15 protein-coding genes are annotated in these 13,787 nt (G+C 68.4%); all 15 read right to left on the bottom strand.

The window, feature by feature from the left end:
- Positions 1 to 3: 3 nt before the first annotated feature.
- The gene (trbL, locus tag LRS12_RS04315) at positions 4 to 1,314 is read right to left on the bottom strand and encodes a P-type conjugative transfer protein TrbL (protein WP_257843487.1); all 1,311 of its coding nucleotides are present in this window, start codon (positions 1,312 to 1,314) and stop codon (positions 4 to 6) included.
- Between the two features lies 1 nt (position 1,315).
- Positions 1,316 to 1,618, bottom strand: coding sequence for a putative entry exclusion protein TrbK-alt (trbK-alt, locus tag LRS12_RS04310; protein ID WP_141383950.1), 303 nt, complete (start codon positions 1,616 to 1,618; stop codon positions 1,316 to 1,318).
- A 5-nt stretch (positions 1,619 to 1,623) separates the two neighbouring features.
- Complete coding sequence (gene trbJ, locus LRS12_RS04305; RefSeq protein WP_257843486.1) at positions 1,624 to 2,382, bottom strand: P-type conjugative transfer protein TrbJ; 759 nt, start codon at positions 2,380 to 2,382, stop codon at positions 1,624 to 1,626.
- Positions 2,379 to 4,868 carry a conjugal transfer protein TrbE gene (gene trbE, locus LRS12_RS04300; RefSeq protein ID WP_257843485.1) on the bottom strand — a complete coding sequence of 830 codons (2,490 nt, stop codon included), beginning with the start codon at positions 4,866 to 4,868 and terminating at the stop codon, positions 2,379 to 2,381. The genes trbJ and trbE overlap by 4 nt, the downstream gene beginning before the upstream one ends.
- Positions 4,865 to 5,137: a VirB3 family type IV secretion system protein gene (locus tag LRS12_RS04295; RefSeq protein ID WP_257843484.1), complete on the bottom strand. Its 273-nt coding sequence runs from the start codon at positions 5,135 to 5,137 to the stop codon at positions 4,865 to 4,867. The genes trbE and LRS12_RS04295 overlap by 4 nt, the downstream gene beginning before the upstream one ends.
- Positions 5,137 to 5,469 (bottom strand): TrbC/VirB2 family protein, encoded by a 333-nt coding sequence (locus LRS12_RS04290; protein WP_141383954.1) that lies wholly within the window; start codon positions 5,467 to 5,469, stop codon positions 5,137 to 5,139. Before LRS12_RS04290 ends, LRS12_RS04295 begins: the two co-directional genes overlap by 1 nt.
- The gene (gene trbB / locus LRS12_RS04285) at positions 5,466 to 6,452 is read right to left on the bottom strand and encodes a P-type conjugative transfer ATPase TrbB (RefSeq protein ID WP_257843482.1); all 987 of its coding nucleotides are present in this window, start codon (positions 6,450 to 6,452) and stop codon (positions 5,466 to 5,468) included. Before trbB ends, LRS12_RS04290 begins: the two co-directional genes overlap by 4 nt.
- A gap of 170 nt (positions 6,453 to 6,622) precedes the next feature.
- On the bottom strand, positions 6,623 to 7,048 hold the full coding sequence (locus tag LRS12_RS04280) for a CopG family transcriptional regulator (RefSeq protein ID WP_257843480.1): 426 nt from the start codon (positions 7,046 to 7,048) through the stop codon (positions 6,623 to 6,625).
- A 9-nt stretch (positions 7,049 to 7,057) separates the two neighbouring features.
- Positions 7,058 to 9,034, bottom strand: coding sequence for a conjugal transfer protein TraG (locus LRS12_RS04275; RefSeq protein WP_257843479.1), 1,977 nt, complete (start codon positions 9,032 to 9,034; stop codon positions 7,058 to 7,060).
- A 17-nt stretch (positions 9,035 to 9,051) separates the two neighbouring features.
- Positions 9,052 to 10,809 carry a DUF3363 domain-containing protein gene (locus LRS12_RS04270; RefSeq protein ID WP_257843476.1) on the bottom strand — a complete coding sequence of 586 codons (1,758 nt, stop codon included), beginning with the start codon at positions 10,807 to 10,809 and terminating at the stop codon, positions 9,052 to 9,054.
- Positions 10,810 to 11,047: 238 nt separating this feature from the next.
- Entirely contained in the window at positions 11,048 to 11,959 is a 912-nt protein-coding gene (locus LRS12_RS04265; protein ID WP_374580286.1) for a lytic transglycosylase domain-containing protein, read from the bottom strand.
- Between the two features lie 4 nt (positions 11,960 to 11,963).
- A complete protein-coding gene (locus tag LRS12_RS04260) occupies positions 11,964 to 12,299 on the bottom strand; it encodes a DUF736 domain-containing protein (RefSeq protein WP_257843474.1) in 336 nt (111 codons plus the stop codon).
- Positions 12,300 to 12,334: 35 nt separating this feature from the next.
- The gene (locus tag LRS12_RS04255) at positions 12,335 to 12,892 is read right to left on the bottom strand and encodes a S26 family signal peptidase (RefSeq protein ID WP_257843472.1); all 558 of its coding nucleotides are present in this window, start codon (positions 12,890 to 12,892) and stop codon (positions 12,335 to 12,337) included.
- The gene (locus LRS12_RS04250; protein WP_141383961.1) at positions 12,889 to 13,395 is read right to left on the bottom strand and encodes a DUF2840 domain-containing protein; all 507 of its coding nucleotides are present in this window, start codon (positions 13,393 to 13,395) and stop codon (positions 12,889 to 12,891) included. Before LRS12_RS04250 ends, LRS12_RS04255 begins: the two co-directional genes overlap by 4 nt.
- Complete coding sequence (locus tag LRS12_RS04245; RefSeq protein ID WP_015459426.1) at positions 13,392 to 13,658, bottom strand: AlpA family transcriptional regulator; 267 nt, start codon at positions 13,656 to 13,658, stop codon at positions 13,392 to 13,394. The genes LRS12_RS04250 and LRS12_RS04245 overlap by 4 nt, the downstream gene beginning before the upstream one ends.
- Positions 13,659 to 13,787: the final 129 nt, after the last annotated feature.

The following is a 13,787-nucleotide window of genomic DNA, read 5'->3' as shown; positions in this document are numbered from 1 at the left end:
GGATCAATCCTTCTGGCTGACATCGACCGACGCGCCGCCGCCGCCGCCGTCGCCGGAGCGCAGCGTATGGGCGGCGACCGTCGCGCCGTGGGTCATGGTTTGGCGGCGCTTCATGGCGGTGGCCCAGGTCGGCGGGCCACCGGACGCCTCCGGCGCGGGCGCTGCGCCGCCGCCAGAAATCGTGCCGCCCGTGGCGGTGACGGCGGCGCGTCCGCCGGAGCGGTAGCTGTCCTTGAGTGACCCGGCGGCTTTTCTGAGCGGCGAAAGCGCGGCGCCTACGGCCGCCCGCCCGACGCCGGCCGCGCCACCCGCTGCGGCGGCTGCGCCGGTCTTTCCGGCAGAGCCGAGCGCGTAGGCGCTGTTTGCTGCGCCGGAGGTGAACGCCGCGCCACGGGCCGCGCCGCCAACCGCACCGGCGACTGCGCCGGCACCGAGGCGAGCGGCGGCAGCGCCACCGACCAGCGCGCCCCCGGCGGCGAGTGCGGTCCCGGCCGCGGCGCCAGCGCCAAGTGCGGGACCGCCTGAGACGATGCCGTTGGCGATCGACGGGCCGAAGATGCCAAGGCCGAGCAGACAGAGCGAGGCAAGCGCGACCGCCATCGCATCCTCGATGGTCGGCTGCGCGCCGCCAAAGCCGGCGCGGAACTCGTCGAACAGGGTGGAGCCGATGCCGACGATGACGGCGAGCACCAGCACCTTGACGCCCGACGAGATGACCAGCCCCAGCACGCGCTCGGCCATGAAGGCGGTCTTGCCGAATAGGCCGAACGGGATCAGCACGAAGCCGGCCAGCGTCGCCAGCTTGAACTCGATCAGCGTGATGAAAAGCTGGATAGCCAGGATGAAGAAGGCGAGGATGACCAGCACCCAAGCGAACAGCAGGCACGCGATCTGGATGAAATTCTCGAAGAAGGCGATCCAACCCATCAGGTCGGAGATGGATTCGAGGATGGGCTGACCCGCCTCAAGGCCGACCTGAGCGACGCGGCCCGGCTGGAGCAGCTCGGCGGCCGTGAAGCCGGTGCCGGACGCTTTCAATCCAAGGCCGGCGAAGCTCTCGAAGACGATCCGCGCCAGGCTGTTCCAGTTGCCGATGATGTAGGCGAAGACGCCGACGAACAGGGTCTTTTTGATAAGCCTCGCAAGGATGTCGTCGCCCTCGCCCCACGTCCAAAACAGCGCGGCAAGCGTCACGTCGATGACGATCAGCGTCGTGGCGATGAACGCCACCTCGCCGCCGAGCAGACCGAACCCGCTGTCAATGTAGCGGGTGAAGACATCCAGAAAGCGATCGACGACGCCGGTGCCGCCCATGTCAGTTCTCCTGCGGGTTCGCCCCATCGGCGATGCGGGCGGCGGGACGCGCACCAGGCGCGAGGAAGCGGCGGCGATTTTCCGCCCATGCGCGGAGGCAATCGGGATCGCTCGCGCCGGCCTGTCCGAGTGACTGGCAACGGCGCAGTTCGATCAGCAGCGGGTCCGTCGCCGGGGTTTCGGCGACGGACCCCGGCGCCTCGGGCATCGGCTCGGGTGCGCGCGCCATTTCGATCGCCGTCATCGTGATTGCGATGGCGACGAACACGATTGCACCGATCCGAGCGAGGAGCTTGCTGTCCACGGGCGTCAGTCGCGGAACATGCGGGCGTTGCCCGGCTGATAGCCGGTGGATGGCGTCAGGAAGCGCCGACGCCGCTCACGCCCTTCCTCCTCCGCCGCCGTATGGCGAGCCGCATTCAGCGCCTGCGCGCGGCCCTGCGCCGCGACCAAGGCCGTGAGATCGGCGATCTGCTGCGATTGCAGGGCGAGAAGCTGGTTGCCGGCCTGCGCGGCCTGAAGGGCGCCGGTCGCGGACTGGCTCGACGAAACGAGGCCGTTCATCGCCGTGCGCGTGCCGTCGATATTGCCGACGACGCCGGCCTGAACGCGCAGCGCGTCCTCGAACGCGCCGACGCTATCCTTCCAGCGCGCATTGGCGTTGGCGACCATCTGCGCGTGGGTGCCGGTGAGCGCGGCGCCCCTGTAGCGGCCGTTGAACGCCTGCTGGACGTTCTGCACGTCGTAAGCGATCCGCTGCGCCTCGCCGAGAAGCTGCTGTGTGCGCTGCACCTGCTGTTGGAGCTGCTGGAGCGAACTGAAAGGCAGCGAGGCGAGATTGCGCGCCTCGTTGGTGAGGCTCGTCGCTGCTTGCTGGATTTGCTGAATTTGGTTGTTGATCTGCTGGAGCGACCGGGCCGCCGTCAGCACGTTCTGCGCGTAGTTCGTCGGGTCATAGACGATCCCGCCGAATTGGGCGTGCGCCGGTGTCGCGGCGGTGATGCCGATCGTGCTCGACGTGGCGATGGCGCCGGCCAGCACGGCGCGGCGCAGGATGGAGGGCTTCATGGTTCGATGTCCTTCAAGGCTAGGGGAAGCTGGCCGGTATCTTCCCGGCGGCCGGCCAGCGGATAGGGTTGGGGTTCGGGAAGAAGCTCGACCGCCCAGGCGCAGCCGCGGCGCCGCAGCCATTCGGCCGCAAAGCCGGACTGGCCCCGCGCCTCGATGATGTCGGCGATGGCGAGCTGATCGGTCTTGGCGGAGGCGCCGGCGAACGCCAGCGCGACCTCCCCAAGTCCCAGCTCGAAGAGGCGGTTGCCGCGCCGCGACTGGCAGTAATAGTCGCGCTTCGGCGTCGCCCGGCTCAGTATCTCGATCTGGCGCGCATTGAGACCGAACCGCTCGTAGATCGCGGCGATCTGCGGTTCGGCCGCGCGCTCGTTGGGGAGGAAGATGCGCGTCGGGCAGCTCTCGATGATGGCCGGCGCGATGTCACTCGTCTCGATGTCGGCGAGGCTCTGCGTGGCGAAGACAACGCTGGCGTTCTTCTTGCGCAGCGTCTTCAACCACTCGCGGAGTTGGGCCGCGAAGTCCGGGCTGTCCAGAACCAGCCAGCCCTCGTCGATGATGAGGAGAGTCGGCGAGCCGTCCAGCCGATCACCGATACGGTGGAACAGGTAGGACAGCACCGCAGCCGCCGATCCTGCGCCGACCAGGCCCTCGGTCTCGAATGCCTGCACGTCGGCTTCGCCGATCCGTTCGGCCTCGGCGTCGAGCAGCCGGCCCCACGTCCCGCCGATGCAATATGGCGCGAGCGCCTGCTTGAGCTGCTGACTCTGGAGCAGCACGGCAAGCCCGGTCAGGGTCCGCTCCGCGACTGGCGCCGACGCCAGCGACCCGAGCGCCGACCACAGATGCTCCTTCGCCTGCGGATCGACCGCGACGCCTTCGCTGCCAAGGATCGCCGCCAGCCATTCCGCCGCCCAGGCGCGCTCGGCCGGATCGTCGATATGTGCGAGCGGCTGGAGCTGCACGCCGTCGCCGGTCTCGTCGGCGAGCATCCCGCCGAGATCCTGCCAGTCGCCGCCCATGCCGATCGCGGCGGCGCGGATGCTGCCGCCGAAGTCGAAGGCGAAAACCTGCGCATTCTCGTAGCGGCGGAACTGCATCGCCATCAGCGCGAGCAACACCGATTTGCCAGCGCCGGTCGGGCCGACGATCAGCGTGTGGCCGACATCGCCGACGTGAAGGGAAAACCGGAACGGGGTCGAGCCTTCGGTCTTGCCGTAAAGCAAGGGGGGAGCGCCGAAATGCTCGTCCCGTTCCGGCCCCGCCCATACCGCTGACAGGGGGATCAGGTGGGCGAGATTGATGGTGGAAATCGGGGGCTGGCGGACGTTGGCGTAGATGTGGCCGGGCAGGCTCCCCAGCCATGCCTCGATCGCGTTCATGCCCTCTGGAATGACGGTGAAGTCGCGGCCCTGGATGACCTTCTCGACCAGCCGCAGCTTCTCGCCGGCGATGGCCGGATCGCGGTCCCACACCGTCACGCTGGCGGTGACATAGGCCATGCCGGCATAGTCGGCGCCCAGCTCCTGCAAGGCGGTGTCGGCGTCGGCCGCCTTGTTCGAGGCGTCGCTGTCGAGCAGCGTGCTCGCCTCGTTCGTCATCACTTCTTTCAAGATGGCCGCGACCGACTTGCGCTTCGCGAACCATTGGCGGCGGATACGCGTGAGCAGCTTGGTCGCGTCGGTCTTGTCGAGCATGATCGCGCGGGTGGACCAGCGATACTCGAAGGCGAGCCGGTTCAGCTCGTCGAGCAGGCCGGGAAAGGTGACGCTCGGAAATCCAACGATCGTCAGCGTGCGGAGATGATGGTCGCCCAGGCGCGGCTCCAGCCCGCCGGTGAGCGGCTCGTCCGCCAGCAAGGCATCCAGGTGCATCGGGGTTTCCGGCACGCGCACGCGCTGGAGCCGTGTTGAAATCGTGCTGTGCAGGTAGGTCAGCGTTTCGGCGTCATCGAGCCAGCGGACCTCGGGCATGAAGCCTTCGACCAGGTTCAGCACGCGGTCGCTGCGATCGGTGAAGCCTTTGAGCAGCTCCCACGGATCGACGCCGGTGGTGGAGCGGCCCTCGTAGAGCCAGCCTTCAGCCCGCGCGGCTTCCGCGGCTGGCGGCATCCACAGCAGCGTCAGATAATAGGCGCTCTCGAAATGCGCGCCTTCCTCGCGGAACTGTTCCCGCCGTTCCATATCGACCAGCGCCGACACGGGATCGGGGAAATCGTCCTCAGGATAGTCGAGCGCGGGCGTCCGCTGCGCTTCGACGAAGATCGCCCAGCCCGAACCGAGCCGGCGAAGCGAATTGTTGAGCCGCGAGGTCGTTGCCACCAGTTCGGCCGGCGTCGCGCTGTCAAGATCGGGGCCGCGGAACCGGGCGGTGCGCTGGAACGAACCGTCCTTGTTGAGCACGACACCTTCACCGACCAGCGCGGCCCAGGGCAGGAAGTCGGCAAGGTGTGCCGCTTGCCCACGGTATTCGCGCAAGTTCATCATGGCCGCATCCAGCTTGGGTAACGGAGGTGGCGCCGGGCCACGTCCACGAATTGCGGGTCGCGGCGAGCGGCCCAGACGGACAGCGCATGGCCGATCGCCCAGATGACCAGGCCAGCGATCCAGAGGCGCAGGCCGAGGCCGATCGCGCCCGCCAGCGTCCCGTTGACGATGGCGAGCGAGCGCGGTGCGCCGCCGAGCAATATCGGCTCGGTCAGCGCCCGGTGGACGGGGGCGTAAAAGCCCGTGATCGGCTCGGCAGCGTCCAGCATCAGACCAGCGCCCCGCCGCCGAAGCTGAAGAAGCTCAGGAAGAAGGAGCTGGCGGCGAAGGCGATCGACAGACCGAACACGATCTGGATCAGCCGACGGAAGCCGCCCGACGTGTCGCCGAACGCGAGCGTTAGGCCGGTCACGATGATGATGATGACCGCCACGATCTTCGCCACCGGCCCCTCGATGCTTTCGAGGATCGACTGGAGCGGGGCTTCCCACGGCATCGACGAACCGCCGGCATGGGCCGGGACGGCGAAGGTCAGCGCGACGACGCTGGCGGTGGCGGCGAGCATGGCGCGGCGTGCGCCACGCCGGAAGGCATGGATCATGGCAGGTCTCCTGGCTGGGATTGGGAAAGCGGGATGAGGCGGTAGTCGCCGGTCGCAGGGTCGAGCCCGTCGACACGGGCCAGTTCGGCGAGCCGGCGGCCGTGTCCGTCGCGGACCAGCACAGCGATGAGGTCGATGGTCTCGGCCAGCAGCGCGCGGGGGACCGTCACGACGGCCTCCTGAATGAGCTGCTCCATGCGGCGCAGCGCGCCGAGCGCGGTTCCGGCGTGGATAGTGCCGATCCCGCCGGGATGTCCGGTGCCCCAGGCTTTGAGGAGGTCGAGCGCCTCGGCGCCGCGCACCTCGCCGATGGGAATGCGATCGGGGCGCAGCCGCAGCGAGGACCGGACGAGATCGGACAGCGAAACGACGCCATCCTTGGTCCGCATGGCGACGAGGTTCGGCGCGGCGCATTGCAGCTCGCGCGTGTCTTCGATCAGGACGATGCGGTCGCCGGTTTTGGCGACTTCGGCCAACAGCGCGTTGACCAGCGTGGTCTTGCCGCTCCCGGTCCCTCCCGCGACAAGAATGTTGGCACGAGTTTCGACACCGTGCCGCAGCGTCTCAGATTGAGCCGCCGACATGATGCCGGCCACCGAATAGTCATCGAGCGTGAACACCGCGACGGCGGGTTTGCGGATCGCGAAGGCAGGCGCGGCTACTACCGGGGGCAAGAGCCCCTCGAACCGCTCGCCTCCTTCCGGCAGCTCGGCCGACACGCGCGGGCTACGGGCATGAACCTCGACGCCGACATGGTGTGCGACCAGGCGGACGATGCGCTCGCCATCGGCGGCGCTCAGCAGCTCACCCGTGTCGCTGATTCCTTCGCCGAGCCGATCGAGCCACAATCGGCCGTCCGGGTTTAGCATCACTTCGATGACGGCGGGATCGTCGAGCCAGGCCGCGATTGACGGCCCGAGCGCCGTGCGCAGCATCCGCGCGCCGCGTGATCTCGCCTCGGATCGGATCGGGTGGACGGTCAAGACATGGCCCCTGCAATGGACCGGGCGAACCGCCGCCCGGTGTCAGGAGCACATCAAGAGAGCCAGAAATTCAGCCGCTGCAACAGTTAGTTGAGGGCGTAGTAGAGGCGGCGGTATATACTTGCGTGGGGCGGATCAGCCGATTGTCACCACGCCGTGCATGGAGCCGACTATTCCGAATCAGTTTGATTCTGCGGCCATATATCCTCGGGAATTTCGTCCATCAGGCTCTTACCGCTCGCATAGCGCCGGCCGAGCGTTTCGATGAACCCTTCGTAGCGCTTGCGTCCCTTCACCTGCGCTGCGGCCTGATCCTCATCGGGCAGCGGCGGCGTCACGGACAGCCAGAAGCGGACGAACAGCGCCAGCGCCTCGGTCGAGAGCCCGGTGTTCCGCTCCAACCGTTGCACTTGGCGCGACAGCCGGTCGAGCCGGCGAGCGAACGCCGCCTCCATACGATCGGCACCATCGGGCGACAGGTAGGACGCCACCGCCGCCTCCACGATTGCGGAGCGTGAGATTCGACGCCGTATCGCCAGCTCGTCGACTTGTTTGGCGAGCGCGGGCGGAAAATAGACATTGAGCCGGACACGCATGATCGCCGCCTACAGCTCGATACCGTCGCCGGGGTCGAGCGACGCCTGCCGCGCGAGCCCCTGCATCCGGCGCCGCACGGCGGCCGCCTGCCGCGCAGCATCTTCGGGTTCGTCGTCCACGATCGCAAACTCCTGCGCGGGCGGCGGCGGAGTCTCCGACGCGATGGCGACATGCTCCGGCAGTTCGGGTTCGCGGCGCAATCCACTGTTGGCCGCGTCCTCTGCCGAACGGACGATCCGCGCCACGGCGGCGGGATCGGCGACGACGGCGCGGCCCGTCCAGTCATCGGGCCGCACCTGGCCGGCGTCCGGGGTGGGTGCGGACATGATCCGCTCGGCGAACCGGGCGTCGCGGTAGTAGCGGACCTTCTTCGCCCGGATCGGATGGACGCCCGCCACCATGACGATCTCGTCATCGGGCGGGAGCTGCATCACCTCGCCCGGCGTGAGGAGCTGGCGCGCGGTCTCTGACCGCGACACCATCAGATGCCCGAGCCAGGGCGAAAGCCTGTGGCCCGCGTAGTTCTTCATCGCCCGCATTTCGGTCGCGGTGCCGAGCGCATCCGACACGCGCTTGGCGGTGCGCTCGTCGTTGGTGGCGAAGCTCACGCGCACATGGCAATTGTCGAGGATCGCGTTGTTCGGGCCGTAAGCCTTCTCGATCTGGTTGAGAGACTGCGCGATCAGGAATGCCTTGAGACCATAGCCAGCCATGAAGGCCAAAGCGGACTCGAAGAAGTCGAGGCGGCCGAGCGCCGGAAACTCGTCGAGCATCAAGAGCACGCGATGGCGGTTGCCGTTCGGCGTCAGCTCCTCGGTCAAGCGGCGACCGATCTGGTTGAGGATGAGCCGAATGAGCGGCTTGGTGCGCGATATGTCGCTGGGCGGCACGACCAGATAGAGCGTCGCCGGCCGATCGCCCTCGACCAGATCCGATATGCGCCAATGACAGGCGCGCGTGACCTGCGCCACGACGGGATCACGATAGAGGCCGAGGAACGACATCGCGGTGCTGAGCACGCCGGATCGTTCGTTGTCCGACTTGTTCAGCAGCTCGCGCGCGGCGCTGGCGACAACGGGATGGACGCCGGCTTCGCCGAGGTGCGGCGTCGCCATCATCGCGGCCAGCGTCTGCTCGATCGTGCGCGATGGGTCCGACAGGAATCCCGCAACGCCCGCCAGCGTCTTATCCGGCTCGGCATAGAGGACATGAAGGATCGCACCGACCAGCAGCGAATGGGAGGTCTTCTCCCAATGGTTTCGGCGCTCCAGCGAGCCTTCGGGATCGACCAGCACATCGGCGACATTCTGCACGTCGCGCACCTCCCACTGTCCGCGCCGCACTTCGAGCAACGGATTGTAGGCGGCCGACGCCGCGTTGGTCGGATCGAACAGCAGCACGCGGCCGTGCCGGGCGCGAAAGCCCGCGGTCAGCGTCCAGTTCTCGCCCTTGATGTCGTGGACGATTGCCGACGCGGGCCAGGTCAAAAGCGACGGCACAACCAAGCCGACGCCCTTGCCGCTCCGTGTCGGGGCGAAGCACAGCACATGCTCAGGCCCATCATGGCGCAGATAGTCGCGCGCGAGCTTGCCGAGGACGACGCCGTTCGGCCCCAGCAGCCCAGCGCTGCGAACCTCCCGCTCGGTTGCCCAGCGCGCCGAGCCATAGGTCTCGGCGTTCTTCAGTTCGCGCGCGCGCCACACCGACATACCAATGGCGACGGCGATCGACACGAATCCGCCCGAGGCGGCGATGAACGCGCCGGTCTTGAAGATGTCGGGCGCATAGGCATCGAAGCTGAACCACCACCAGAAGAAAGCGGGCGGCGGATAGATGCGGTAGCCGAAGGCCATGAACCACGGCGGGCCAAGCTCCGGCTGGTATGCGAGCGCGGCGGCCGTCCATTGGGTTGCACCCCACACGGCGGCGAGGACGATCAGGAACACGGTGATGACCTGACCCCACAATATCTTGGTCGCGGACATGGATTTTCCTTTCGGGGTTACAGGCCGAGGTCGCGCTTGCGGCCCAGCGTCCAGTCGATGCCGCCACCGGCGTGCACGACGCCGGATACCTGCCGGCCGAGCTGCTGTTCGAGGGTGCTGGCCCAAGGCACGAGCCGGAAACCAAGGCCGTCGTCGAGCATGGCGAAACGGCCGGACGCGAGCGCAAGCCGCTGGCGGACGACGCCGATGATCTTCTCGCCGCCTGCGGCGGGGCGGTAGGCAAGCCCGGTCTCGCCGGCGATCTTCGCGCCGACCGAATCCAGCTCGCGCTTGCGCAGCGTGTCGAGCAGCCCGCGTTCGAACACGGTGCGTTCGCCGTAGCGACGCGCCAGCCCTTCCTTGACGAGATGATCGGTGCGCGCGTCCATCGCGCGGCGCACCTCGGCGCCGAACCCGCCGTCCACCACGCCGGCGCCGCGCTCGATCAAGCGATGGTCCAGCCAGGTCGCGCCAGGCGCCTTGACCTGCGCGGCAAGGTCGAGGTCCGAGCGGGTGGCGAGCACCAGCGTCGGCTTATCCTCGCCGGGTCGTCCGATCGCCCGAAGCTCGACGATGCCACCGAGCTTCGGGCTATGCTCGAGCGCCTCGATGCCGGGCAGGCGGACATGGTGGGTGCGGCCATCCGTGCCGTCGATCACGGCATAGGCGGTGCCGGCCAGCTCGTCGTGCAATCCCTTGTCGATGAGCCGGCCGGCGATCGGCTTCTCGGGAGCGCCGCTGACGACGGCATAGCTGTCGAGCGGCCGATCCTGCCCGCGCTCTTTAAGCGCCGCGCCGATCGTGCGGATGATGTCGCCGCGCGTCCCCAGGTCGCGCAGCTTCGCCGCCGCGCCTTCGGCGACCGCCCATCGTCCCGGCTCCCCTTCGGCCGCGAGTCCCATCGTTTCCAGATGCTGCAACCGCCCGACCATCAGCCGGCGAAGACGCGGGTCGTCCGGGCCGGGCCGCTCGGCGCGCAGGTCGATCACGCCCAGCTCGTCGGCGGCGCGTCCGATCTCGCCGTCGAGCCGCGTCCAGCGCTCGGCCGTCACCTCGCGGTCCAGCGCACGTTGCACCTCATGTTCAGGCTTCGGCCCCAGCTCGGCGAACGCCAGCTCCTCGGCGCGCGAGCGCAGGTTGTGGCTGATGTAGTCGCGGGAGATGACGAGGTCGCCGCCCTGGTCGTTGACGCCGCGCACGAGCAGATGGACGTGCGGATTGTCGGTGTTCCAATGATCGACCGCGACCCAATCCAGCCGCGTCCCCAGGTCCGACTCCATCTGGCGAACGAGGTCGCGGGTATATTCGCGAAGGTCGGTCAACTCGGCTGCGTCCTCGGGCGACACGATGACCCGGAAGTGATGCCGGTCATCCTTGCACCGCTCGGCGAAACCGCGATCGTCGGCACGGTCGCCATGTTCATCGAACATGCGCGTGGACGAGCCGTCGCGAGTGACGCCTTCGCGCTTCAGATAGGCGATGTGCGCGGACAGCGGCGCCATACGTCGCCCGCCACGGCCTCGGGTGGCGACGGGCAGCATCTTGACGATGACGCGCCGGCCAGAACCGAACAGGCGGTTGCGCGCGAACGCCGTGCGCCCCCGGCCGAAACTGGACTGACCACCCCGGCGCGACGCGCCGCCGCTGCGCCGCCCGCCGCTATGGATCGCGGCAACCCGTAGCACCTCGGCCACCAGGCCGCGCGCATTGCGGCCCTGCGCCTTGCTGCGCTTGGCCTTGCCGGGCCGGACGCGGAAATCGCTGTCCTTGCTCACGGCCAGACCGCTTTCGGCCGAAATTGGCCTATGGTGCCATTCGACGCGCTGTTTTTACTGACTTTTCCCTTCCGCGCGGCACGCGCGCCGACCGACGCCCCCATGTGAAGCCACGGAAAAGCCCCGGCTTTTCCGCGAAACGGGGTGCGGCTTATATCTTGCCCTCGCACTTCCCCCCTGTTTCCTGCCCTCCCGGTTCCCTTCTCGAATCCGGCGGCCGATCGGGAGCGAGCGCCGATCATTGCTGTCGGCCCGCGCGGGCGCGGGGGACGAACAACGTATCCGCCTGCGTGTCCGGTGACGAAGAAGCCGCACTCTCTTGCGCTTCGGTGGCGCGCGCCACGACCGATCCCGGCGCATCGGATGTGTCGTCCGATTGCGCGGCGGACGGCGCGGACCCGCTGCCGGTAATGCGGACGAATAGCGCCGCACGACGCCACGCGAAGCGGTCCGGCGGCGCACTCACCGCTGTTTCGGCCGCTCCCCGCGCGCGGACTACGGCTGTAAGCTGGGCGAGGTAGCTGACCGTCTCGGCGGGCAGCGGACGGCCTCGCGATACATAGTCGTCGTAACGCCCCGGTCCGGCATTATAGGCCGCCAACATCGCGCTCGCGTTGCCGTAGCGGTCGTGCATCTCGCGCAGATAAGCCGCACCCGCCATGATGTTGTCACGCACGTCAAACGGGTCCGGGCCGAGACCGTAACGGGCGCGCAGCCCCGCCCAGGTCGCGGGCATGATCTGCATCAGTCCCATCGCGCCAGCCCGCGAGACGGCGCGCGAATTGCCCCGGCTTTCGACGCGCATGACCGCCCATATCCACGCTTCGGGAATCCCGAACCGCCGCGCGGCGTCGGCGACATGACCGGCATAGGGATGTGCAGCGGCCGGGGCGGCAACGGGCGCTTCTTGCGCCCAACCAGCTCCCGGCGCAGCGCCCCCGGACAGCAGGACGGCGGTAAGCAATATGGCCGATCCGACTCCGCTTCGCCGCCAGCCTGCCAGCGTGCTCGCTGCGGTAAAGGGTGCGCGCGAAGCGCCGGCCTTCGGCCGCCCTTGACCTTCGCTGCGCGCTCCGGCCGGCCTGCGACCGAGCGGGACGGAGGGATGAGACGGCTTTCCCGCGAACAAAGGGATGATGGGGAAGCGCACCGGATCAGTCCTGCTCGCGCGACTTCGGCTGGCGGTTCCAGCGCAGCGACCAGGCCGATTTGTCGTTCGCGCTCTGGAACAGCGCGGCGCGGATCGGTTGCGCGAACGCGGGGTCGTCGATGCGCAGCGAGACGTAATCGCCAGCGCGCTCGCCGGTCTCGTTCCATCCGGCGCCGATCTCGGGGCCTTCACCCCCGTCGCCGCGGTGGACGCGCCAGTCCGGCGCCCTTTCGGCGTCGGTCGGGTCGGCGGGAACGATCGAGATGCGGATGTCGAGCGTCGCTGTCTCGATGATGCCTTCATAGCCGTTGGCGGTGCGGAAAAAGCTGCCGATCTGCATGGGAATGTCCTTTCGTTTGGCGGGTTGGATGCGGGTCAGGACCGGGCGGCACGCCACGTCAGCGGCGCTTCGGGGTCGTCGCGGGTGAGGATCGGGATCGCGCGGCCGAGCACGGTCGAGGCCGGCAGCGGCCCGAAGTAGCGCCCGTCCAGGCTGTCGGGATGATCGGGATTGAGCAGCAGCAGCTCGCCTGCTGCGAGCGTGCGGCAACCTTGCCACGCGGGCAGCGGACGGCCGATCCGGTCACGGATCACGGCGACGGCAACCGCCCGTCCATCAACGCTGACCGTCACGCCGATCCGACACACGCGCTGCCCGGCCTTGGCGGAGACGTGCTTCAAGAGCGGTACGTCCTCGCCGAGATAGCCGCGCTCGGCCAGCCATTGGCCGAGCCGCTCGGGCGGCGTGACGGCGACCAGCGCGCCGACTGGTGGATCGCGTTCCGGCTCTATCCGGTAGAGGCCGAGCGGTGCGCTGGCGCTGGCGTTCCAGATGAGGCGCGGCAGCGGGTCAAGCACCGCAACGGCGGTGAACGACACGGCGAACAGCGACGCGGCGGCTGTCGTCGCGATGGTCCATCCACGGCGCGTCATCCTTCGATCTCCCGGCGTTTGAGCCAGGCGCGATGACGCTCCAGCGTATAGGGGCGCGGCTGATGTCCGGCGGCGATGCGGTTGGCGACGTGTCGCCAGTGATCCGGTGCGGCGTCGCACGGATCGACGCCCGCGGCCTCCGCCGCGTCGATCGCGGCGAGAACCTGACTGACTTTGGGCCAGCCCTCGATCTTGAGCAGGATTTCTCCGCCCGGTCGCACGAACGGAAGCGTCGTGAACGGCTCGTCCGCGTCGACCGCGCGCACGATGTCGATGCGCGAGCTGACCGTGCCGTAGTCGTTCGCCGCCCAGCGGACGAAGGCGAAGATCGCGCCAGGCCGGAAGCGGACGATGCGGCGGCGGCGATCGACGATCTCGTCGGCGGCGACGCGGCCGAATCTGATCCAGTGCTCGATCCGCTTCTCGATCCAGGTCAGTTCAACGCGAGTCATGCCGTCGTCGGACGGCTGGCGGTGACGCATGGGTGACGGCGGGACGGTCATCGCCGGCTCCGGGCGATGGCCGAATCCGCGCGCGGCATGAGGTCGTCCTGACCCGGATCGGAGGTCGAGTGCTTGATGCCGATGTCGGCCCAGGCCCGCAGGTCATCGACCGAATAGACGACGCGACCGCCGATCCGGCGGTAGGCGGGGCCGGTGCCGAAGTAGCGGTGCTTCTCCAGCGTGCGGCCAGAAAGGCCAAGGAAGCGTGCGGCTTCCGGCGTGCGCAGGAAGCGGGGCGGTAAGTTGGTGGGCGTATCGGACAAGTGACGGCTCCTGCGGACGTTGGCGGCAGGAGGCGTAATTGTCAGAATGGAAGCGGCCGGGTGGGGTATGAAGATGTGCGGCTGCGCGGATGTGACCACCCCCCGCAACTGGGTGCCCGGGTGGGCGTT

Origin of the sequence: Sphingomonas sp. J344, from assembly GCF_024700005.1 — a bacterium.
In the GTDB taxonomy this organism is placed as follows: domain Bacteria; phylum Pseudomonadota; class Alphaproteobacteria; order Sphingomonadales; family Sphingomonadaceae; genus Sphingomonas.
This window is presented reverse-complemented; position numbering and strand designations above follow the sequence as displayed.